We start from the raw sequence: 23,960 nt of genomic DNA on the forward strand, positions 1-23,960 counted from the left end.
GCTGCGTCGCCCCGCCTTGCGGTTACGACGCCGGTACGCGCAATGCCCGATACGGCGGGGTGGACATCACCATCTCGGCCAGCGAATAGGCCAGCTCGCGTTCGGCCAGCACCGCGCCGTCGGCGCCGTGTTCGAGCAGGTGCTTGACCTCGGTGTCGCTGTGCGCGCGCGCCAGCAGCGTCAGCGACGGGTTGATCGCGCGCAGCTTGGCCAGCGCCTCGCCGGCTTCCAGCGGCTGCGGGATCGCCAGGATCGCGATCTTGGCGTGCTCCGGGCGGGCTTCGGCCAGCACGCGGTCGGCCGCCGCACTGCCGCGGATACCGGGAATGCCGGCCGCATGCGCCTTGGCCACATGATCGCTGTTGTCGTCGATCACCAGCACCGGCACGCCGCGGCTACGCAGCAACTGCGCCAGCGCGCTGCCGACGCGGCCATAGCCGATCACGATGGCATGGCCGTCCAGCGGTAGCGGCGGGCCGGGCGGCAGTTCCGGCTCCACCGCGGCTGGGGCGTCCTGCGCCTGCCTGGCCTGCCAGCGGTCCAGCCACGAGAACAGGAATGGGTTGGCGATGATCGACAGCAGCGCGCCAGCCAGGATCAGGTCGCGCCCGGTTTCCGGCAGGATCGCCAGCTGCACGCCCAGCCCGGCCAGGATGAAGGAGAACTCGCCGATCTGCGCCAGGCTGGTGGAAATGGTCAGCGCGGTGCCGGTGGGGTGGCCGAATGCACGCACGATCACGAATGCGGCCAGCGACTTGCCCAGGGTCACGGTCAGGAACGTGGCCAGCACCTGCCACGGATGCTCGACCAGGATCATCGGGTCGAACAGCATGCCCACCGAGACGAAGAACAGCACCGCGAATGCATCGCGCAACGGCAGCGAATCGCTGGCGGCCTTGTGGCTGAGCTCGGATTCCTTCAGCAACATGCCGGCGAAGAACGCGCCAAGCGCGAACGACACGCCGAACAGCGTGGCCGACAGGAACGCCACGCCCAGCGCGATGCCGAGCACGGCCAGGGTGAACAGCTCGCGCGAGCCGGTGGCGGCGACCTTTTCCAGCGACCACGGAATCACCCGCCGCCCGACCACCAGCATCACTGCCACGAACGCCACCATCTTGAACAGCGTCAGGCCCAGCGCGGCCAGCAGCGAGGTGGATTCGCCGGCATGCGCCGCGGCCGGCGCGGCGGTGCCCAGCACCTCGGCCAGCGCCGGCAACATCACCAGCGCGATCACCATCACCAGATCTTCGACGATCAGCCAGCCCACCGCGATGCGGCCGCGCTGGGTTTCCAGCAGGCGGCGTTCCTCCAGTGCACGCAGCAGCACCACGGTACTGGCCACCGACAGCGCCAGACCGAACACCAGCCCATGCATCAACGGCCAGCCCATGCTCCAGGCCAGCGCCCAGCCAAGCAGCGTGGCGACCACGATCTGCGCCAACGCGCCCGGAATGGCGATCCATTTCACTTCCATCAGATCGTCGAGCGAGAAGTGCAGGCCCACGCCGAACATCAGCAGCATCACGCCCAGCTCGGACAGCTGGTTGGCCATGGTCTGGTCGGCCACGAAGCCGGGCGTGAACGGCCCGACGCAGACGCCGGCCAGCAGATAGCCGACCAGCGGCGAGAGTTTCACTTTCTGTGCGAGCGTGCCCAGCACGAAAGCGACCGCGAGGCCGACTGCGATGATGTCGATGAGGCTGGTGTCGTGATGCATTCCAATCCGTTGTGAGAGTGTCCGAGAGAGCGTCGCGGGCGCGACCAGCCAACGGCACTGCGCCGGGCGTCGCCTGCGGGCATTGCGTGGTCATGGCTGGAGTCCGGCGCGGGGGAACCGGGACCGCGTTGCTGGTCCGGTTGGCCGGACGCCCATAGTACACAGCGCTTGATTAACGCGATGCGACACGCAGCGCATGCACGCAGGCCGATCCATGCGTCAGACGCCGCGCGTAAACCGCTGTGGCCCGCGCCTGCGCGTGCGAGTTGCGACGCAGGGCGCAAGTCCGGCACGCCGATTCAACATTGACGACACCTCTTCGCGCTTGCGCAAGGCCACAGCGTGGCGCCGGCCGACAATCCGGGCTCCCAGTGGAGCGCCTGCGTCGTTCGGCAGGCCCACGCACGCATCGCCCCTGTTGCGGGTGACGCCACACGAGCCAGGCCATGCATCTCAGCGATTTGGCAACACTCCAGTTCCGGCACGATCCCTATCCGACCTATGCACGCCTGCGCGCCGAAGGCGCGTTGGTGCAGGTGGCAGACGGGCGGCTGATGTCTGGCCGCTACGCCGTGGTCGATCGCCTGCTCAGCGATCGCCGGGTCGGCCGCGACTATCTGCAAAGCATTCGTCTGCGTTACGGCGAGGCGGCGGTGCAGCTGCCGCTGTTTCAGGGCATGAGCCGCATGTTCCTGCTGCTCAACCCGCCGCTGCACACCCAGTTGCGCGGACTGATGACACAGGCCTTCGGTGCGCGGCAGATGGAGTCCATGCGTGAAGTGGCCAGCGATACCGCCGCCGGGTTGATCGATGCTTTCCAGGCAAACGGCCACTGCGATCTGCTGACCGAGTTCGCGTTCCCGCTGCCGATCGCCATCATCTGCCGGATGCTGGATATCGATGCGGCCGATGTCACCGCGTTGAGCCACGCGACCAGCGCACTGGCAAAAGTCTTCGATCCGATGATGACGGCGGAAGAACTGCAGGCCACCAGCGTTGCGTACGACCAGCTGGCGACATATTTCCACGGCGTGATCGCGCAACGGCGCAGCGCTGGCGGCGATGATCTGATCGCGCGTTTTATCCAGGCCGAGGACAACGGCCGCCGCCTGAGCGACGAGGAGATCGTCTCCAACGTGATCCTGCTGTTCTTTGCCGGCCACGAAACCACCTCCAACATGATCTGCAATGCGCTGGTCGCGCTGCATCGGCATCCGCAGCAATTGCGCCTGCTGCAGGAAACCCCGAGCCTGCTGCCCAATGCAGTGCTTGAATGCATGCGCTACGACAGCTCGGTGCAGATCGCCACGCGCACGGCGTTGCAAGATGTCGAGATCGAGGGCGTGGCGGTCCCCCAGGGCGCCATGCTGTATCTGATGCTGGGCGCGGCCAATCACGACACGCTGCAGTTCACCGACCCGCAGCTGCTGGATATCCGCCGCCAGCAGGGCCGTGCGCTGTCGTTCGGTGGCGGCATTCACCACTGCCTGGGCAACCGGCTGGCGCTGATCGAAATGGAGGCCGCGCTGGCCTGCCTGCTGGCGCGTCTGCCGGCGCTTCGGCTGGAGCAGCTGGACACGCTGAGCTGGAACGATCGCGCCAACCTGCGTGGTGTGGACGCGCTGCTCGCCTCCTGGTGAGCTGCGGCCAGGCGGCGCAGTGCCGGGCCGGGCCAGGTCGGCACGCATTGTTGCTGCAGTCGTAGTGCTGGCAATCACCGCGGCAGATGACGCAGGGCCGCTGCACGCGAATCGAGATGCCACAACGACAAACACCGCCGATCACTCGGCGGTGTTTGCGTTGACGCAGGCGCGGATCGTCAGGTCCGCTCAAACCCGCCAATCAGAACCGGTAGGTGACCCGCCCGTACCAGTAGCGGCCGTTGAAGCCGAACGGCGACAGCGACGAATACTGCAGGCCGCCGGCGCGGTCGTCGTAGGCGGTGGTCAGCTGCGCCTTGGTCGGATACTGATTGGTGAGGTTGTCCGCGCCCACGGTGAAGGTGAACGCGTTCCAGGTCTGGCTGGCGGCCAGGTTCAACAACCAGCGCGCGTCGTAGGTCTGGTCCTGGCTGCCATCGGCCGGGTCGCTGATGCGCTTGATCGATCCGTAGCGGGTGGCGTTGAAGTTCAGCGCAAAACCGCCCAGCGTCCAGTCCGCCGCCGCCATGTACTTGGTGCGCGGGGTGGCGTCGGTGAGCAGGCCCTGGCTGGCGCGCCCGAAGTTGGGGTTGGACAGTTCCAGGATCGTGGTCTTGTTGTAGTTGGCGCTGGCACTGAGATTGAGCTTGCCGTAGCTGCCCAGGTCGGCGAGATAGCTGTTGATCCAGTCCACGCCACGGGTGCGGCTGGTGGCGCCGTTGACGAAGAACTGCATCGCGGCCACCTGACCGATCGGCTGTGCCAGCTGCAGCTGGTCCGAATACAGGATCTGGTCCCAGATGCGGATCTGGTAGACGTCCAGGCTGGAAGTGAAGCTGGCGGTCGGCTGCCACACAGCGCCCAGGCCGTAGTTGGTGGATTTCTCCGGGCTCAGCGGGCCGGCGCCCAGTGCCACCGCGACCGGGTCGGAGGTGCGGTAGGTACCGACCTGCACCAGCTCGCCGTTCTGGATCAGCGTCACCACCGAGGCGTAGTTCTGCTGGGCCAGCGACGGTGCGCGGAAGCCGTTGGAGATGGTGCCGCGCAGCGAGAAGGTGTCGCTGAAGGCGTAGCGCGCCGACAGCTTGCCCGAACGCGTGGAGCCAGCGTCGCTGTAGTTTTCGTGGCGCCCGGCGATGCCGCCGGACAGCTTGTCGGTGATGTCCGCTTCCAGGTTGGCGTAGACCGCATTGCTGTGGCGTCCGAACTTGCCGGCCACCGTCGGCTCCAGGCCGGAGAACACCTGTGCGCCGCCCGGATACGGCGCGCCGTCGTCGGGATTGATGGTATTGGGATCGAAGAAGTACGACTCCGGCGAGCCGGCGGTGATCTGGTAGCGGTCCTGGCGATGTTCGGCACCGAAGGCCACATTGACCGGATACGCCAGGCCCCAGTCGAAGGACTTGTTGACGTCCAGGTTGATCGTGCCCTGTTCGGTTTCGAAGCCACCGGAATTGAAGTTGGTCGGCGAGCTGCCGGTGGTGTAGTACAGGTTGGTGTTGATGCTGTTGAGGATGTTGAAGGTCATGTCGTTCTTGCCGTAGGTGGCCGACACGTCCCAGTTCCATTCGCTCTCGGTGCTGCCTTTCAAACCCAGCACGGCCGAGCGGTCGTTGGTGGGGTTGTAGATCTGCGGCAGGAAGCCGTTCGGGTAGATCGCCTGCACATTGCGCGCGGTGTTGTCGGCGGCGCGGTAATAGCCGTTGGAGGTGACCTCGCGACGGCTCATGCTGAGATGGCCGTACAGTTCCAGGTTGGGCGAGAACGCGTAGCCGAATGCGGCCAGCCCCTGGTAGAACGTGGAGGCCGGGTCGCCGTGGCGCTGGTAGGGGACACCGCCCGGATTGGGCGTGCCCGGCACGGTGGTGGCGCGGTTGGTGTTCTCGCCGCGGTTGGTGCTCATGGTGTTCTGGTAGTTCCACGACAGCCGCACCCAGCCCGGTGCGGTGTCGCCGCCGCTGCCGCCGAACGGCAGGCCGACCGAGCCGTCGATGCCGTTCTGCTCGCCATCGCCCTTGTCCATGATGCCGCCATTGACCGACACGCTGTTGCTGCCGGCATCGGCGCCATGCTTGAGCACGATATTGACCACGCCGGCGATCGCATCGGAGCCGTACTGGGCCGAGGCGCCGTCACGCAGCACTTCGATGCGTGCGATGGCCGACATCGGCAGCGAGTTCAGGTCGGCCGGCGCCGAGCCGCGGCCGACGTACGGGTTGTAGTTGATCAGCGAGGAGGTGTGATAGCGCTTGCCGTCCACCAGCACCAGCACCGCATCCGGCGACAGGCCGCGCAGCGTGGCCGGGCGCGCGGCATCGTTGCCGTCGGAGATCGCCGGGCGCGGGAAGTTCAGCGACGGCAGCAGCTTGCCCAGCGCGGTGGCGATGTCGGTGGCGCCGGTGGCCTGCAGTGACTGCTCGGTGATGATGTCGATCGGCGATTCGGATTCGGCCACCGTGCGGTCGCTGACGCGCGTACCGGTGACGATCAGGGTGTCCAGGGTCTTCTGCGGCTGGGCAGGCTGCGATTGCGCACTGGCAGCGAACGTACAGACGGTGAGTGCGACCGAGATCGCAAGCGAGAGTGCGTTGGAGGTGTGCATGGGAATGGGGACTCAAAGGGGATGGTGGACGCAGCGATGCGCTGCGCGCATTGCCGGGGGAAAGACGACGGCGGACTGCGTGATCCGTGTTGCCTGCGCGCAGCGCGTGTGCGCTGGCAAGGCGACGTGCACAGCAAGACAGCAGACTGCAACGCAGCGTCTGCTGCGTGGCGCATCCTTGCGAAAGAAGGGGGGGGAACTCGCCCTTTCGCGACAATCGGAAAGGGCGAGTGATGCTGCGGGCGTGCTGCCTCGTCTCAGCGAGGCGGGACGAGGTGATCGACATGCCGGTCGCTGCCGACCGGCACGCGGCGATTTACCACCTGTAGCTCACGTTGGCGTACACCAGCGCACCGTTGAAACCGAACGGCGAGGCGCTGCTGTAGGGCAGGTAGGTGCGCGTGCCCAGGCCGGCTTCCTGACGGTCGGGATACTCGTTGAGCACGTTGTCGCCGCCGATGGTGAAGTTCCAGTCGTTCAACTTGTAGGACGCGGCAAGGTCCAGCGTCCATTTGGCCGCATAGGTCTGGTCGCTGCCGGCGTTGGTGCCGAAGGTGCTGAACTCGCCCCAGCGCGTGGCGGTGCCGGTGAACGACCAGTTGCCCGGCGACCAGGTGCCGCCCAGGAAGAACTTGTCGCGCGGCGTGCCTTCGGTGATGCGACCGAGTTCGGCGCGGCCGATGCGCACCGCACCCGGATCGATCGCTTCCAGCGCTGCCGGGTTGTCGGCGACCCGTTCCACTTCGGTCTTGTTGTAGTTGTAGCCGGAGGTCAGCTCCGCGCTGCCGCCGTCCAGGTTCCAGCGATAGGTGCCGACCGCATCCACGCCCTGGGTCTTGGTGTCCACCGCGTTGGTGAAGTAGCGCCCGCCACCGATGCCCGGGAAGCCATTGGCCTGCAGGTAATTGCGCGCTGCATTGGAGGTGAGGTTTTCCGACAGCACGATGCGGTCATCGATATCGATGCGGTACGCATCGACCGTGATGTACAGGTTTTCGATCGGCTGCAGCACCACGCCAAGACCGTAGTTCTTGGATTCCTCGGCCTTCAACGGCTCGGCGCCGAGTGCGATCGCGGCCGGGTTGTCGGTACGGAAGGTGCCGATCTCGAACGGGATCGCGGTGACCGTGCCGTTGGGCTGGGCCACGTTGAGGAACTGCGTGGCGATCGACTGGAAGTTCTGCTGCTGCAACGACGGCGCACGGAACCCGGTGGAGGCGGTGGCGCGGACGGCCACCTTGTCGGTGAACGCGTAACGCAACGACAGCTTGCCGGTGGCGGTATCGCCGAAATCGCTGTACTTCTCGTAGCGCCCGGCCAGGCCGGCCGAAAGCTTTTCGGTCAGATCCGCTTCCAGGTCGACGTACGCCGAATGGCTGTTGCGGTTGTAGTAGCCGGCGTCGGAGAGTTTGAAGCCGGGAAACACCTGTGCGCCCGGGATCAGTGTGCCTGCCGCAGAGGGAATGCCGCCATTGGCCGAGGACGCCGCATCGCCGGGCGACTGGTTGAACTTCTCACCGCGCCATTCCGCACCGAAGGCCAGCGTGACCGGATACGCCAGGCCCCAGTCGAGCGTCTTGGTGAAGTCGGCATTGAGCACGTTCTGGGTCACTTCCAGCGTACCGGCATGGAAGTCGGTCGGGCTGGCCAGGCCCAGGCTGTTGTTCAAGCTGTTGCGCACATCGAAGGTGAGATTGTTCTGGCCGTAGTTGTAGCTCAGATCGATGTTCAAGCCGCCTTCGGTGGAGGTCTTCAAGCCGCCCACCCACGACACGTCCTTGCTGACGTTGTAGATCTGCGGCAGAAAGCCGTCCGGATAGATTTCCGGGCGGTTGCGGTTGTCGCCGGCAAAGCGGAAGTAGCCGTTGGACAGCACTTCGCGGCGGCTGACCATGCCGAACGAGTAGAAGGTCAGGTAATCGGTGGGGCTGTATTCGCCGTTGAAGGAGATCGCGCCCTGGTCGATGTCCGGATCGCCGTAACGCTGCTCCACGCGGCCCTGGAATGGCAGTGCGCGGTTGGTCTGGTCCGAATGTCCCGCCTGTGCGGCCAGATGCACCTTGCCGGTGCCGGCAAAGCTGAAACCGGCATCGCCGGACAGCTGATATTGCTCGCCATCGCCGGCGCTGTACTTGCCGTAGCGGCCATTGACGCTGCCGCCTTCGCCGCTGCCCTTGAGCACGATGTTGATCACGCCGGCAATCGCATCCGAACCGTATTGCGCCGATGCGCCGTCACGCAGCACTTCGATGCGCTCCACTGCGGCGATCGGAATGGTGTTGAGATCGGCCGGCGACGAACCACGGCCCTGGGTGTCGTTGAGATTGATCAACGCGGTGCTGTGATAGCGCTTGCCGTTGACCAGCACCAGCACCTGGTCGGGCGACAGGCCGCGCAGCTGCGCCGGGCGCACTGCGTCCGAGCCGTCGGAGATGGCCGGGCGCGGGAAATTCAACGAGGGGATCGCGCGTGACAGCGCGGTAGCCAGCTCGGTGGTGCCGGTCGATTCCAGTGCCTGTGGCGAGATGATGTCGATCGGCGATGCCGATTCGGCCACGGTGCGATCGGCCACGCGCGTGCCGGTCACGATCAAGGTATCGAGCGTTTTCTGGGTGGGAGCCTGTGACTGCGCGGACGCGTTTGAAGCGGAAAACGACAGTGCAAGAACAACGGCAACTGCGAGTGGACTGGTCTTGCAATTCATGCGGTGACAACTCCGAGTGGGGAACGGATGCATCGCAGGGGGCCCCCTCCCGGGCCGCGTCCGTTGCGGCAGCTGCGGTGCGTTCCCAACCATTAACCACGTGTAACCGCATGTCAAATTTTGGTTACGTTGCGCAAGTAACTGTCATGTATGACGTGCTACTGCCATCGTTGTCATCGTGCACCAAAGTGATGCGTGGTTTGCACCAGACCTGCGGTATCAGCCGCTTGCCTGCACCATCATGGACATCGATACGAGATATGAAACTTCTGCATCAGAACGTGATCTGCACCGCATCGACACTGCGTTGCGCAGGACCATGGAACACCGCTTCGATGTTGTTGCCATCCGGGTCGAGCACGAACGCGGCGTAGTAGCTCGGGTGATACGGGCGCACGCCCGGCGCGCCGTGGTCGCGACCGCCGTGGGCGAGGGCGGCCTGATGGAATGCATGCACCATGGCCACGTCGTGCGCCTGGAAGGCGAGATGGTGGCGGCCAGTGAGTTGGCCTTGCGCCATCGTGTCGCGATCGGACACGAACAGCTCGTCGGCCCAGAAGAATCCCTCGCCTTCGCCACCGATCGGAATGCCCAGCACATCGAGCACCGCCTGGTAGAAATGTCGGCTCGCTGCCAGGTCGTGGACGACCAGATGCAGGTGATCGATCAGGCGGCCACGTGAGAGCTGCGCTGCGTCCATGGTGGGTGCTCCGGCAGGGTGGAAGCGGTGTTGATACCACCGCGGCCGCCGGCAGCTCTTCACGGCGCATCGATGCCCGCGCCTGGATGGCTGCATCAGAACGCCGCACGGACAACGGGCAAAAACGCACACGCCCCGGGCAGGCCGGGGCGTGTGGTCAGGCGTCAGGATGCGGCCGTGCCGCATGCGTCAGCAACCAACGCGTGGCAACACCGCAGCAGTGTGGATCGCTGTCTTGATTACCAGCGATAGTTGATGCGGCCGTACACGTAGGCACCGTTGAAGCCAAACGGCGACAGATTGCTGTACGGGAACTGCCCGCTGGTGGAGTTGGCGAAGTTGTTCTCGTCCGGGTACTCGTCCAGCAGGTTGTCCGCACCCAGGGTCAGCGTCCAGCGATCGATCTTGTAGCTGGCCGAGGCATCCACCACCCACTTGGCGCCGAAGGTCTGGTCGTTGGTCGCCGCGGCCGGACGCGTGCTGTACTTGCCATAGCGCGTGGCACCCAATGCCAGCGTCCAGTGCTCCAGGTTCCAGCTACCGTTGACCAGGAACTTGTCGCGCGGGAAGCCTTCCTCGATGCGACCGCGTTCGGTGCGGTCGATGCGCTCCAGGCTCAGCCCGTTGGCCGACAACGCAGCCGGGTTGGCGGCGACGCTGCGCACTTCGGTTTCCGAATAGTTGTAGCCGGCGGTCAGGTCCACGCTGCTGGCGGCGAGCTGCCAGCGGTAGCTGCCGACCACGTCCACGCCGCGCGTACGCGTGTCCACCGCATTGGTGAAGTAGCGCCCGCCGTTGATGCCGAAGATGCCCTGCGCTTCGAGCAAGTTACGCACGCCGGTGCCGGTGAGGTTGGACGACAGCACGATGCGGTCGTCCACATCGATCTGGTACGCATCCACGGTGAGGTAGAGCGCATCGGTCGGCTGCAGCACCAGGCCCAGGCTGTAGGACAGCGAGGTCTCGGCATCCAGCGGCTCTGCGCCCAGCGCGCGCGCCACGTTGCTGTCGGCCGGGAAGGTGCGGATCTCGAACGGGTTCGGATTGCCGGCCAGGAAGGTGGTGCTGGTGGACTGGAAATACTGCTGCGCCAGCGATGGCGCGCGGAAGCCCGACGCCACCGTGCCGCGCAGCGCAATCTTGTCGGTGAACGCATAGCGCCCGGACAACTTGCCCGATGCCTGGCTGCCGAAGTCGTTGAAGTCTTCGTAGCGCCCGGCCAGGCCGGCGGAGAACTTGTCGGTGAAATCGGCTTCCAGATCTGCGTACAGCGCGTAGCTGTCACGCGAGTATCGCCCGGACACGCTGGGCGCGAATCCGCCAAAGCCCTGCGCGCCACCGGCCAGCGTGCCGGCCTGGAAATACGAGCCCACTTCGCCCGGCGACTGATTCCACTTCTCGTTGCGGTATTCGGCGCCGAAGGCCACCGTCACCGGGTACGCCAGGCCCCAGTCGAAGCCGCGCTTGACGTCCAGGTTGACGATGTTCTGCGTGGTCTCCAGCGCGCCGTCGTAGAAGGAGGTCGGCGAGCTCGGCCCCAGGCTCACGTTGAGCGTGTTGCGGGTGTGGAAATCGATCTTGTTGTAGCCGTAGTTGTAGCTGGCATCCCAGTCCCAGCCGCTGGCGGTGGAGCCGCGCACGCCGGCCACCAGCGAGCGGTCCTTGGCGTAGGTCTGGATTTCCGGCAGGAAGCCCTGCGGATACACCGACAGGATGTTCTGGCTGCTGCCCGGCGCGCGGAAGAACGCGAACGAGGTGATGTCGCGGTTGCTGGCGGTGGCGAAGGCGTAGCCGGTGATGCTGTCGCTGAAGGCGAACTCGGTATTGGCCGACACCGCCTGCGCATTCACGTCCGGGTCGCCGATCTTGAACGCCTTCTGGCCCACGGCCGGCTGCGAGGCGCTGGGTGCGCCGGCATAGCCGCGCGCGCGGTCGGTGGGGTCCTGCTGGTTGAGCTGGGCGGCCACGTGCAGCCAGCCGCGCTCGTTGCCGTAGGCCACGCCGGTGTCGCCGGACAGCTCGTAGTTGCTGCCGTCGCCGGCCGAATACTGGCCGAAGCCGGCCTGCAGGCTGCCGCCCTTCTCCGCGCCCTTGAGCACGATGTTGACCACGCCGGCGATGGCATCGGAGCCGTACTGCGCCGAGGCGCCGTCGCGCAGCACTTCCACGCGCGCGATCGCCGCCACCGGAATGGTGTTCAGGTCCACTGCCGCGGCGCCACGGCCGATGGTGCCGTTGAGGTTGAGCAGCGAGGAGGTGTGGCGGCGCTTGCCGTTGACCAGCACCAGCACCTGGTCCGGCGACAGGCCGCGCAGCTGCGCGGGACGGATCGCGCTGGTGCCGTCGCTCAGGGCCGGGCGCGGGAAGTTCAGCGACGGCAGCGCGCGGGCCAGCGCGGTGGCCAGCTCCGAGGTGCCGGTGGCCTGCAGCGACTCGGCGCTGATGATGTCGATCGGCGACTGCGACTCGGCCACGGTACGGTCGGAGACGCGGGTGCCGGTGACGATGACGGTATCGAGCGTATTGGCGGGCGCGCTGGCCGGGGTGGCGGTCTGGGCGAAGGCGGGGGAGGCGAGCAGCGCCGCAACGACGGCGGTTGCGAGCGTGGACAACGGGTAATTCATGACAACTCCGAACGGGGGTCCAGGCAGGACCAGCAAGGCTGGGCGGGGTCTGGTCGCGGCGATGCGAAGGGAACGACGGCCAGCCCGAAGGCGCTAATTATTCGTTAACGCTAGAATGGCGTCGCAGGAGTGCTGCTCATCTGCTCATTCCTTTTCGTTCTATCGGACTGTCCATCAATGATTTCCCTGCGCAACTTCTCCATGCGACGCGGCGAGCGTCTGCTGTTGTCCAACGTCGACCTGACCATGCATGCCGGCTACCGCGTCGGTGTGGTGGGCCGCAATGGCACCGGCAAGTCGAGCCTGTTCGCCGCGGTCAAGGGCGAACTGGAAGCGGACAAGGGCGATGTCGACCTGCCCGGCAAGGTGCGCACCGCCAGCGTCTCGCAGGAAACCCCGTCGCTGCCCGATCCGGCGCTGTCGTTCGTGCTCGGTGGCGACATCGAGGTCTCGGCGATCCTGCAGGAAGAGGCCGCAGCCACCGCGCGCGAGGATTGGGAAGCGGTCGCCAACGCGCACCAGAAGATGGCCGAGCTGGGCGCCTACGACGCCGAGGCGCGTGCCGGCAAGTTGCTGCACGGCCTGGGCTTCCCGGCCGACACCCATCACCGCGCGGTGTCCTCGTTCTCCGGCGGCTGGCGGGTGCGCCTGAACCTGGCGCGCGCGCTGATGATGCCCAGCGACCTGCTGCTGCTGGACGAACCGACCAACCACCTGGACATGGATGCGGTGCTGTGGCTGGAGCAATGGCTGCTCAAGTACCCGGGCACCTTGCTGCTGATTTCGCATGACCGCGAGTTCCTCGACAACGTGGCCACGCATACGCTGCATCTGCACGGCGGCACCGCCAAGCTGTATGTCGGCGGCTATACCGATTTCGAGCGCCAGCGCATCGAGCACCTGCGTCAGCAGCAGATCGCCCACGACAAGGAACAGGCCGAGCGCGCGCATCTGCAGAGCTTTATCGACCGCTTCAAGGCGCAGGCCAGCAAGGCCACCCAGGCACAGAGCCGCATGAAGCGCCTGGCCAAGATGGCCGGCACCGAGGCGGTACGCGCCGAGCGCGAATTCCGCATCCAGTTCGCCCAGCCCAATCGCTTGCCGTTTTCGTTGATCCGGCTGAATCACGCTGCTTGCGGGTATGCGGCTGCGCCGCGGGAATCGGGAATCGGGAATGGGGAGTCGCAAAAGCGCGGGTCCAGCGATGCGATTACCGTGTTGCACGATGTTGGATTCGGATTGGAGGCGGGTGACCGGATCGGGTTGCTGGGGCCGAATGGTGCGGGTAAGTCAACGCTGGTCAAGACGCTGGTGGGCGAGCTGCAGCCGCTGTCGGGCGAGCGCAGTGCGCATCCGGATCTGCGGATCGGCTACTTCGCGCAGCACACGGTGGAATCGCTGCACGAGGGCCAGTCGCCGATGGATCACTTCCGCGAACTGTCGCCGGATGGCGCCAATCAGGCGTTCCGTGATTTCCTGGGCAAATGGAACTTCGCCGGCGACCGCGCCTTCGAAGTGGTGGATGGGTTCTCCGGCGGCGAGCGCGCGCGTCTGGCGCTGGCGCTGATCGCCTGGCAGCAGCCCAACGTGCTGCTGCTGGACGAACCGACCAACCATCTGGACCTGGAAATGCGCGAGGCCCTGGCCGAGGCGCTGAGCGACTTCGAGGGCGCCATCGTGATGGTCTCGCATGACCGCCATCTGATCGGCCTGGTCTGCGACAGTTTCTGGCGCGTGGCCGATGGCGTGGTCGAGCCGTTCGCTGGCGATCTGGACGAATACGCCGCCTGGCTGCGCAGCCGCCCGGCCGCCCAGGGCACCAAGCAGAAGATGGCCGAAGTGGCGCCGACTCCGCCGCCGCCGACCAAGCCACTGCCGCCGAAGAAAGCCGTCAACCCGCACAAGCTGGCCAGCGCGGAAAAGCGCGTCGGCGAGCTGGAAGCCGCGTTGGCAGAGCTCGACCGCCAGCTGGCCAACCCGGCGAACTATGCCGACACCGACAAGATGGCGGTCCTGGGCCGCGACCGCGAGGCGACGGCGCAGCAGCTGGCCACAGCCGAGGCGGCGTGGATGGAGTTGATCGAAGGCGCGTAACGCGCAGGCGTTACGATGCGCGTGGGGCCAAGCACAGGGAGGTAGGCAACATGATCAGCGCCACCATCAGTCTGGAAGACCATCTGGCCGCGCAGCGCCTGCATGCGCGACAGACGGCCAAGCTGTTGATCGTGATCCTGGTGGTCCTGCTGTTGATCGGGGCGGGGTTGCTGCAACTGATCGGGGCCGGCGAAATCATCGGCCCGATGCTGATCGGTGCCGGAGGCGGCGGCTTGATCGGCCTGGTGGTGTTGCACGTCTGGGGCTTGCCGCGGAAGATCAAACGCCTGCACGCGCAGCAGGCCGCGCTGCGGCATACCTACACCTTTGCGTGGGACGAGACCGGGCTGGAGATCACCTGGGCAGACGGGCGACTGCGCCGGCCCTGGTCCGATTACATCCGCTACCGCGAGAACGAGCGGGTGCTGCTGCTGTATCACAACGACCGCTTGTTCGAGCTGTTCGCCCCGCACTGGTTCGCCGACAGGGCGCACTACGAGGCGTTTCGCCGCGTGGCGGTGCAGGGGATCGCGGCATCCGCGCGCCGCTGAGCGCAGCGGCGGGCTCGCTCAACCGGAGCGCTGTTGCTCCGTTGTCAGCCAGTCGCGCAATCGTGCATCGGCATCGCCTTCCGGGCGCGAGCGCAGCCGGGTGAGCCAATAGCGTCCGGCGTCGATCTGGATCGGGAACGGGCAGACCAGGCGCCCGGCATCCAGATCCTGGCGAAACATCGGCAACGGCAACAATGCCACGCCGGCACCGGCGGCCGCCGCGCTGGCCAGCGTCAACGACGAATCGAACATCGCCCCGCGTGCGGCGACTTCGGCCACGCCCGCCGCGCGAAACCACTGCGGCCATTCGTCCAGACGGTACGAGCGCAATAACGGCAGCTGGGCCAGATCGGCCGGTGTGCGCAGGCCCCGCGCCATGCTGGGCGCGCACACCGGCGCAAACGGCGCCTCCATCAGCGCATGGGCGATCTGGCCCTGCCAGTCGCCGTCGCCAAAACGGATCGCCAGATCCAGCCCTTCGCCAGCCAGATCGACCCGGTTGTTGTGGGTGGAAAGGCGCAATTCGATATCCGGATGCGCGGCATGAAACGCTGGCAATCGCGGCAGCAGCCAGCCGGTGGCGAAGGTGCCGACCACGCCGACGCTGAGCACCTCGCGATAGCGCCCGTCGGCAAAGCGCTCCAGGGTCGCCGCGATGCGGTCGAAGGCCTCGCCGAGCACCGGTGCCAGCGCCGCGCCCTCGTCGGTGAGCGCCACGCCGCGTGGCAGGCGGTGGAACAGGCTGCTGCCCAGTTGCTGTTCCAGCGCCTTGATCTGGTGGCTGAGCGCGGCCTGGCTGACGCACAGCTCGCTCGCGGCGCGGGTCAGGTTCTGGTGGCGCGCGGCGGCCTCGAAGGCGCGCAGGGCATTGAGCGGAAGACGGGGCCGGGGCATGCACAGAGATTAGTTCAATTCATGCCAGGGATCGAAACATCGCAATAGTCCGGTGGCCGGCATGCGCCGATACTGCGGGCTCTCACCGGGAGGCTGCTGCATGTTGAACCGTCGACAATTCTTGTACGCAACCGGCGCGGGCGTGCTGCTTGCTGCCTCCAGACCTGCATGGGCACTCACGCCGGCGATGACGCTGGACGATGTGCTGCGGGCACAGTGGGCGGAGATCGAACGCCGCACCGGCGGCCACCTGGGCATCAGCCTGCTCGACAGCGCCACCGGCAAGCGCCTCGGCCAGCGCGAGGACGAGCGCTTTCCGATGTGCAGCACCTTCAAATTTGTATTGGCTGCGGCAGTCTTGCAGCGGGTGGACCAGGGCAAGCTGACGCTGGTGCAACGGGTCAAGATCCGTGCCTCCGACATGCTCGAGCATGCCCCGGTCACCGAGCGCCATGTCGGCGGGGCGCTGAGCGTGGCCGAGCTCTGCCGGGCCACGATGATCTACAGCGACAACCCGGCCGCCAACCTGCTGTTTCCGCTGGTCGGCAACCCGGCCGGCCTGACCGCGTTCCTGCGCGGCATCGGCGATGCGCACACCCGCAGCGACCGCCGCGAGCCGGAGATGAACCGGTTTGCCCCGGGCGACCCGCGCGACACCACCACGCCGGCGGCAATGGCCGCCACCTTGCGCACCCTGCTGCTCGGCAACGCGCTGCAACCGGCCTCGCGCAAGCAGCTGACCGACTGGATGATCGACAACCGCACCGGCGATACCTGCCTGCGCGCCGGCCTGCCGCGCGGCTGGAAGATCGGCGACAAGACCGGCAGCAACGGCAGCGACACCCGCAACGACATCGCCATCATCTGGCCACCGGCAGGCAAGGCGCCATTGCTGCTCACCGCGTACTTGAATGGCGCCAGCGTCGACAGCGATGCGCGCGACGCGGCGTTGAAGGCAGTGGCGGCCGCGGTGCGCGACAGCATGGTGGGGTGAGCGCAACGACCCGCTGCCTCCCGCGTTATGTCGCGTGTGAGTCCGCAAGCTGCTTGCGGTTTCCTGCCAGCTGTTCGAGGTACGACCGTGCGCATCAGGGGGTGTCATTGCCATCGCCGTCTATCCGGGCCATCTGTGGGCGCACGAGCACGACGACCGCGCCACACGCGATCCTACCCATCTGTCGCTGCGGCCAGACAGCACCGTCACTGCACGGACGCCGCCAACCTTCTTGCCGTAGGCCGAGGACTGATGCGGTGAATGGCGTGAGTCAATCGCTGGCCTACTACATGGCGCTCAAGCAAGCCGGCGTACCGGCAGAAAGGCGTCTCTATGCCGAAGGTTGGCATGCGTTCGGTCTACGCGCAGTTGCACTGCCGATCGCGCAATGGCCGCATCTGGTGGAAACCTGGTTGGGGACGATCGGCATGCTGGATGCGGCCGACGCGCACTGAGCGCGACCGTGCGCAGCAAAGCGGGCCAGCCAGCCACATGCGCGCTCACCGCATGCCCGGCTGCAAGGTTCAGCCGGGTGCGCCGATCGGCAAAGGCAGATCTTGCTGCAGCCGCGCCGGCCCGCCCATGGCTGGATCACTGACGCTGTCTGCACCGGTTTCGATACGTCCGGCCAGACGCTGGGCTGCGCCGGCGTGGTGCACCCACAGGTCGTACCAGCCGCCAGTTGCCGCCGCTTTCCAACGGCGCTGCTCGGTGGTGCCGGGTGCAACGCTCAGGCGTTCGTGCGGCTGCGCGGCTGAATATGCGGCCGGTTGCAGCTCCACCTGCACGGCAGTGCTGCCGGCATTGCGCAGCGATAACGACACGGCTGTAGGATCGTTTGCATCCTGTGTGATCTCGGTCACCAGCAACGGTGCGCTCAGATCGCCACGGTAGTGACGATGGAATCCGTTGGGGCCGAGCAACCACAGATCGTAACGGCCATCGGCGGTGGTCCACGTGGCGTCCACTGCTGCGCCGCTCCCTACGGTGTAACGGCGCGGAATCGCCGCAAGATCGAAGCGGTCGTAGACATGCAGGACCACCGCAGCACCCGCGTTGGACATGCGCAGCTTCACCTGGCCACGCTCGGGCAACGGGACCAGTTCCACGCCTGGGCGATACGGCAGCGCCCGCGAACGGCGTGTACCGAAGGGCTGCTGCGGCGGTTGCAACGCGGCAGGCAAGGGTGGCAGTGCGTGTTCGCGCAGGGCTGCTGCGCGCGCTGCGGTCGCGCTGACATCGGGCAGCGTCGCGGCGAACGGGCGCGCATCGGCCTTGCGGAAGTCGAACGCATTGACCAGGTCGCCACAGACCGCGCGCCGCCACGGCGTGATCTCCGGTGCGGGCACGCCGAAGCGGCGTTCCAGCAGCCGCAATACCGACGTGTGGTCGTACACCTGCGAATCCACCCAGCCGCCGCGGCTCCACGGCGAGATCACGTACAGCGGCACACGCGGGCCCAGGCCATAGGGGCGGCCGCGCAGCTCGGGCAGATCCACTTTCTGTTCGCCCGGTGCCGGGTGGCGGTGGTAATCGTCGTCGGTGGCAATGCTGGATGCGCCCGCAAAGCCGCCGGCCGCGCGTGGGTCCGGCGACGGCGGCGCCGGCGGCGGCATGTGATCGAAGAAGCCGTCGTTCTCGTCGAACATCAACAGCAATGCGGTGCGGCTCCATACCTGCGGATCGGCGGTGAGCGCATCCAGCACGCGTGCGGTGTAGGCCGCGCCTTGCGCTGGACTGGAGGGATCAGGATGTTCGCTGCTGGCCGCATCGGCAATGATGAAACTCACCGATGGCAGTTGCCCGCCCAGCACATCGGCGCGCAGCTGCTCGACACCGCGCGTGCTCACGCCACGCGCGCGCAGTTGCGCATCGTGCCCGGGCGCGGCAGTGAAGGCCTGCCGGAATGGCGCGAAGCCCGCCAGCGGATTGTCGGTGAAGTTGTCGCGCATGTCCTGATAGATCTGCCAGGACACGCCGGCGTTCTGTAGCTGCTCGACGTAGGTCGTCCAGCGGTAGGAGTCGGGGAAACCGCCCAGCTCCGCAAAGTTGTCGTGCGAGTTGCCGATCACCGGGCCACCGGCACGCGCCTGCGGGTCGTTGCCGCCGCTCCACAGGAACACGCGATTGGAATTGGTGCCGGTCTGGATTGAGGCGTGGTACGCATCGCAGATGGTGAAGGCGTCGGCGAGCGCGTACTGGAACGGAATATCCGCGCGCCGGTAATAGCCCAGCGCATGGTTGTGCTTGGCGGCGGCCCAGTGGCCGAGCCGGCCGTGATCCCAGGCGTGTTGCGCATCCACCCAACTATGCGGCGTGCCTTGCACGCGCATGAAGCCGAATTGCGCTGCCGTATCCAGCGCAAACGGCGTCAGCCATTGGAGGCCGTCCTCGCTGGGCTGCAGCCACACCGTGCGCGCGGGCGCGCCCGGTAGCGGCGGTGCGGGAATCGGAAAACGATCGCCGAACCCGCGCACGCCGGGCAGGCTGCCGAAGTAATGATCGAAGGCGCGGTTTTCCTGCATCAGGATCACCACATGCTGCAGATCCTCCAGCGTGCCGGTGCGGCGGTCCGGCGCGATGGCGGCGGCCCGCGCGATGCTGGGCGGCAGCAGCGCGGCGGCGGCACTGGCAAGCCCGGTCTGCAGAACGCGGCGGCGGGGAAGGTCGATCATCGTGTCACCTGGTTGGCGTTCCCATCCTGTCTGCGCTGGAGCGGGCTGAGCGTAACCGACGCGTCAGCGGGTTTATTGTCTTGCGCTTGCAACACCGCCGATCCTCTCCGTTTGCACCTGCGTGGCAGGCGATGCAGGGAGCGGATCGGGCGGCGTGTCTTCAACCCGATCCGCTCGCGCACGTTGCAGGCCCATCTCGCGCAGATCGGCAATGCGCCGCCGACGTTAGAGATCCAGCGTCAACGTCAGCCCGACCGTGCGTGGCGCGGCGATAAAGGCGCTGTCGCTGCCGTCCACGCCTTCCAGGTAGCGTTTGTCGGTGAGGTTGCTGACGTTGAGCGCCAGCTGCAGGCCCTTGAGCTGCGACGACAGCTGCGACAGCTCCACCCCGAGGTTGGCATCGAAGGTGGTCACGCCATCGAGTGCGGCGCGGTTGGAGGCATCCAGGTAGCGCTTGCCCAGATAGCGCCCGGACACACCGAAGCGCCACGCCTGGCCGCGCCAGTCCGCCGACATCACCAGGGTGTTGCGCGGTTGGCCGATCACCTGCGCGCCCGGGGTGATCTCCAGCGCGGTATCGCGTGCGGCGTCGCCGCTGCCCAGGTAATCGGCCTTGTTGTAGGTGTAGGCACCGTTGATGCGCCAGCCGTTGTCCCAGCCATAGCCCAGTGCCGCTTCCACGCCGCGCGCATGCACGCCGCCGAAGTTCTCGTACACGCCGTCGGTTTCGCCCAGGTAATCGATGCCGGTGACGAAGTTGGCCGGCACATAGACGATGCGGTTGTCGAAGCGGATGTCGTACAGGGTCACGCTGCCGGTCAACGGCCAGCGGCTGAGGCGCAGGCCGAGTTCGACGTTGTCGGCGGTTTCCGGTTGCACGCGGCTCAGTGCGACCGGGTCGGTCTCGCCGAGCACGCCGGAGGGAATCGCAGCGAAGTTCTGCGAGTAGCCGGCAAAGGCTTCCAGGCCCTGCACCGGTGTGGTCCAGGTCAGGCCGGCCGACAGCAGCGGGTCCGAATGCGAATCCGATTCCACATGCTGCGCATCGCCGATGCGGCGGTCGCGGGTCTGGTCGACGAAGAACTGCTTGACGCCCACGCGCCAGGCGAAGGCGCCGTAGCGCATCACGTCCTCGACGTAATACATCTGCTCGTCGGTCTGGTAGTTGTCCTTGAACTGCACCCAGTACGGCTGATGATCGAAGCTGATGTTGGTGCCGACGTTGAGCAGGCGATGCCAGTCGCGGGTGACACTGCGGTCGTAGCGCTCCAGCCAGGCGCCGGCGCGCACGGTGTTGTCGATGGCGCCGAGATCGGCGCGCCATTCCACGTCGGCCATCGCACCGGCGCGGTGGTTGTCGTAGTGGCTGTGCCGATACGACTGCACCGGCACCGAGCCGGCCGGATAGCAGGCCGGGTTGGATTCGGCCGGCACCGCATCGCTGCCGGCGCAGCCGGCCAGCATGGTCGCGGCCGCGCCGCCGGGCGTGAGGTAATACAGCTTGCCCAGGTCGCTGCCGGCGTACACGGTGTTGCCGCCGCGGGCTTCGGATTCCGGCGCGCCGGAGCCATCGTTGGTGACATCCACCAGATACGGCGGAATCCAGTCGCCGCGGCCCTGCATGCGATGCGCATAGCCGGTCAGCGTGGTCTTGAAGCCGTTGCCGCCATCGAAGGCGCCACGCAGGTAGCCAAAGGTGTTCTTGCGCAGCGCACGCGAGCCGGAGCGGTAGTTCTGGTCCAGGTACGGAATGCCGGTGAGCGTGCCGGTCAACAGATCGTGCTCGGGGTCGCGCGCGAACTGCTCGGGCGTCACGCTGGTGTATTCGGATTCGTCGGCATCGTCGTAGGAGGCGTAGCCGCTGAGGGTCCACTTGTCCAGGATGCTGACGAACTTGCCGGCCAGATGATCGCGGCTGGTGTGGCCGCTGCCGTCGATCCAGTCGTCGTTGCGTGCCGACGAGCCGCTGACCCAGGCGCGTGTGCTGCCCCCGAGCAGGCCGGTGTCGTAGCGCGCGTAATACTTGCGCGCCTGGTTGTCGCCGATGCCGCCGATCACGCGCACGCGCTGCTCTTCCAGCGGCTCGCCGGTGAGATAGTTCAAGGTGCCGCCCAGCGCTTCGTTGGAGCGCGAGGCGATGTCGGCGGTGCCCTGGCTGACTTCCACCGTTTCCAGGTCCGGCATGTCGATGAAACGGTTGGCCTTGGAGCCGCCGCCATACGCCGAGCCGCCGTTGGGCACGCCATCGATGGTGGTGCCGATCTGCTGGGTATCGCGATTGCTGACAAAGCCGCGCATGCTGATCTGGGTGCCCCAATCCGACGAGCCGAAGGCATCGGCCTCGGTGACCACCACGCCGGGCAGTTCGTTGAGCGCATCGTTGACGCTGCCGAGCACGAACTGGCGGTCCAGCATTTCCTTGCTGACGTTGGTCTTGGAATACGTCATCGCCTGGCCGACCACCTGCACCTGGTCCAGCGTGGACACCTGTTCGCCAGCGCTGCCCGGTTCGGCCGCAGCCGGGCCAGACGCTGCGCCATCGGGGACTTGTTGCGCGTAAGCGGGCAGGGTGAGCGGAACCAGCAACAAGGCGAGCGTGGCCGGACGGCGCACGCGCGAGGAGGACGTCGAATCCATTGCAATCCAACAAGCGGGGAGGGTCTGCAAAGACTGCCGCGCTTGCATTGCGTGATGATGACCGCGCTAAAGGTGTGGACGGGATCACCAGATGGACTTGGGAAGTCCTAACGTCGGGACGATGGCGATTCAGCGCTTTTTCGATGTTTCTGGGCTGCGCTATTGCAAGACACCCGGAGTTTCGTGTTGCAGCGTTGTCTCCACTTCAAGACAAGCGATTTCGAGTCGTCGCGTTGTTGTAGATGCACTCAAGTGCTCAGGTCAAAAGCCTGCTGAGTCGAGTGCGCAGTGCCCTCACCACTTGCGAGACACGCCGTGAATCCGTCCATGGAGGCTCCTTGGCGGCATCCATGCCGCCAAGGTTCCCGCAACCGGTAAGGACACCGCACCAGGAAGTTGGTCGATGCCCGCGCGAAAAGCTGCTTGTCGCACGTGTGTCGGGCTTCGAGCGGCACGCCACTATCGAGCAGCGCGCATCACGCACTGCTCTTAACCATGCACACCGACCATCTCGACTGGTCCTTGTCCGCTCACCGTCGCGGGACCTTACGCGGCATGGATGCCGCGTAAGAGCCTACAAGGACGTACTTGCGGCGTGTCCTGCGATGGTGGGCGGGCAAGGGCCTTGCAGCCAAGCGGCAGATCGACCGCTCCATAGCTGATCCATCCAAAAAGTCGTCCACCAGCTGCTTCGCCTTGCGGCGCCCCTCGCAATGGTGGGCGGGCAAAGGGGCCTCTGCAGCAACGCTGCAGATCGCCTGATCAGCAGCGCAGCGACTGACGACGGTGAAACAGGTGTGTCAGCCGCCCTTGACGTGCGGCGGTGCTTCGGCCTGTTGTGTTTCCGGCATCAACTCCAGCGCCGATGGCGTGGTGCGCAACATCGGGCGGAACGAGATCGGATGGGTGCGGCGGCGCGTGAAGCGCAGCAAGCGTGTCAGGGTAAATCCGGACAGCGCCAGCAGCATCACCGCGAAATACACCGGCAGTGCCGCTGGTCCGAATTTCTGCATTGCGCCACCGGCCAGGGCCGGACCGATCGCTGCGCCCACGCCATGCACCAGCAGCAGGCTGCTGCAGCCGGAGAGCAGATCTTCGCGCGGCAGGTAATCGAGCATGTGCGCCACCGCAAACGGATACAGCGAGAACGCCAACCCGCCGTACACGAAGAACAGCACGAACAGCAGGTGGGTCTGTGCCTGCACCATCGGCACCGCGGCAGCGATCGCAATGCCGGCCGCCAGCACGCTGATCGTGACCAGGCCGATGCGCCGGTCATGGCCATCGCTGATGCGCCCGATCGGCCACTGCAACACCGCGCCGCCGATGATGGCGGTGAGCATGAACATCGCCACGCCATCGGCATCCAGCCCGAGGCGGTTGGCGTACACCGGCAACAATCCCCAGAACGCCCCCATCGCCAGGCCCGACAGTCCCGCGCCGATGGTCGCCACCGGCGCCAACGCGTACAGCGTTTTCAGGCGCAGCCGCGAGACGTGCGGCACTTCGGGCGGAATCAGGCGCGTGGTCATCACCGGCATCACTGCCGCACAGATCAGGATTGCCGTCAGCGTGAACATCGCCGGTGCGCCCGCATCGCCTACAGTGAGCAGGATCTGGCCCAGTGCCAACGCCGACAGATTGATCGCCATGTACACCGAGAACACCCGGCTGCGCCGACGCGCGTCCGGCTCGGCGTTGAGCCAGCTTTCGATCACCGTGTACAGGCCGACCAGTGCCGCGCCGGTGACCAGGCGCAGCAGGCCCCAGCCCCAGGCGTTCAACCAGATCGGATGCAGCAACACGGCAATCGCCGCCAGCGCCGCGTAAAAGGCGAATGCGCGGATATGCCCGATGCGCCGAATCAGCGGCGGTGCGAAAAAGGTGCCGAGAAAGAAGCCGGCGAAATACCCGGACATGATCAGGCCCAGCGCACGCGCATCGAAACCGGCCTGGCCGCCGCGCACGGCAAGCAAGGTGCCGAGCAGCCCGCTGCCGGTCAGCAGCAGGGCAACGCCCAGCAATAAGGCAGTCAGCCGCAGCATGGATGCGGTCCTCGTGGGGGGAGAGGCGCGTCGATCACGTGTTCGAGTGTAGCAGCCCGGATTGTGCGGCTTGATCGAAA

At 66.3% G+C, this 23,960-nt stretch carries 13 protein-coding genes and 1 pseudogene; 5 read left to right on the plus strand and 9 right to left on the minus strand.

What is annotated here, in order from left to right; genetic code table 11:
- Positions 1–22: 22 nt before the first annotated feature.
- Positions 23–1,720 carry a YbaL family putative K(+) efflux transporter gene (ybaL, locus tag AC1KVE_RS00505; protein WP_046343878.1) on the minus strand — a complete coding sequence of 566 codons (1,698 nt, stop codon included), beginning with the start codon at positions 1,718–1,720 and terminating at the stop codon, positions 23–25.
- A 446-nt stretch (positions 1,721–2,166) separates the two neighbouring features.
- On the opposite strand from ybaL, the gene AC1KVE_RS00510 reads away from it, so the two are divergent.
- The gene (locus AC1KVE_RS00510) at positions 2,167–3,360 is read left to right on the plus strand and encodes a cytochrome P450 (RefSeq protein ID WP_481092033.1); all 1,194 of its coding nucleotides are present in this window, start codon (positions 2,167–2,169) and stop codon (positions 3,358–3,360) included.
- A gap of 202 nt (positions 3,361–3,562) precedes the next feature.
- Here AC1KVE_RS00510 and AC1KVE_RS00515 read toward each other — a convergent pair whose 3' ends face one another.
- The 4 genes from AC1KVE_RS00515 to AC1KVE_RS00530 form a co-directional block, all read right to left on the minus strand.
- Positions 3,563–5,962 (minus strand): TonB-dependent receptor plug domain-containing protein, encoded by a 2,400-nt coding sequence (locus tag AC1KVE_RS00515; RefSeq protein ID WP_481092032.1) that lies wholly within the window; start codon positions 5,960–5,962, stop codon positions 3,563–3,565.
- Positions 5,963–6,278: 316 nt separating this feature from the next.
- Entirely contained in the window at positions 6,279–8,666 is a 2,388-nt protein-coding gene (locus AC1KVE_RS00520; protein WP_184456757.1) for a TonB-dependent receptor plug domain-containing protein, read from the minus strand.
- Between the two features lie 274 nt (positions 8,667–8,940).
- A complete protein-coding gene (locus AC1KVE_RS00525; protein WP_184456759.1) occupies positions 8,941–9,366 on the minus strand; it encodes a VOC family protein in 426 nt (141 codons plus the stop codon).
- Positions 9,367–9,605: 239 nt separating this feature from the next.
- Positions 9,606–11,990, minus strand: a complete 2,385-nt coding sequence (locus AC1KVE_RS00530; RefSeq protein WP_102256035.1) for a TonB-dependent receptor plug domain-containing protein — start codon at positions 11,988–11,990, stop codon at positions 9,606–9,608.
- Between the two features lie 177 nt (positions 11,991–12,167).
- Between AC1KVE_RS00530 and AC1KVE_RS00535 the strand changes: the two genes are divergently transcribed.
- Complete coding sequence (locus AC1KVE_RS00535; protein ID WP_184456760.1) at positions 12,168–14,084, plus strand: ABC-F family ATP-binding cassette domain-containing protein; 1,917 nt, start codon at positions 12,168–12,170, stop codon at positions 14,082–14,084.
- Positions 14,085–14,134: 50 nt separating this feature from the next.
- Positions 14,135–14,635, plus strand: a complete 501-nt coding sequence (locus tag AC1KVE_RS00540) for a YcxB family protein (protein ID WP_046343867.1) — start codon at positions 14,135–14,137, stop codon at positions 14,633–14,635.
- Between the two features lie 18 nt (positions 14,636–14,653).
- Here the strand turns inward: AC1KVE_RS00540 and ampR are convergent, their stop codons facing one another.
- Positions 14,654–15,529: a LysR family transcriptional regulator AmpR gene (gene ampR, locus AC1KVE_RS00545; protein WP_102251473.1), complete on the minus strand. Its 876-nt coding sequence runs from the start codon at positions 15,527–15,529 to the stop codon at positions 14,654–14,656.
- A gap of 100 nt (positions 15,530–15,629) precedes the next feature.
- On the opposite strand from ampR, the gene bla reads away from it, so the two are divergent.
- Both bla and AC1KVE_RS00555 read left to right on the plus strand, forming a co-directional pair.
- Positions 15,630–16,523 (plus strand): class A beta-lactamase, encoded by an 894-nt coding sequence (bla, locus tag AC1KVE_RS00550; RefSeq protein WP_184456761.1) that lies wholly within the window; start codon positions 15,630–15,632, stop codon positions 16,521–16,523.
- Between the two features lie 109 nt (positions 16,524–16,632).
- Positions 16,633–16,978: pseudogene (locus tag AC1KVE_RS00555) on the plus strand (alpha/beta hydrolase); the annotation flags it as partial.
- A 69-nt stretch (positions 16,979–17,047) separates the two neighbouring features.
- Here the strand turns inward: AC1KVE_RS00555 and AC1KVE_RS00560 are convergent.
- From AC1KVE_RS00560 to AC1KVE_RS00570, 3 genes are all read right to left on the minus strand, one after another.
- Entirely contained in the window at positions 17,048–19,198 is a 2,151-nt protein-coding gene (locus AC1KVE_RS00560) for a phosphocholine-specific phospholipase C (protein ID WP_184456762.1), read from the minus strand.
- Positions 19,199–19,423: 225 nt separating this feature from the next.
- Positions 19,424–21,835 (minus strand): TonB-dependent receptor, encoded by a 2,412-nt coding sequence (locus AC1KVE_RS00565; RefSeq protein ID WP_184456763.1) that lies wholly within the window; start codon positions 21,833–21,835, stop codon positions 19,424–19,426.
- Between the two features lie 800 nt (positions 21,836–22,635).
- On the minus strand, positions 22,636–23,880 hold the full coding sequence (locus AC1KVE_RS00570) for an MFS transporter (RefSeq protein WP_184456764.1): 1,245 nt from the start codon (positions 23,878–23,880) through the stop codon (positions 22,636–22,638).
- Between the last annotated feature and the right edge of the window lie 80 nt (positions 23,881–23,960).

The organism is Xanthomonas sp. NCPPB 2864, from assembly GCF_056675615.1.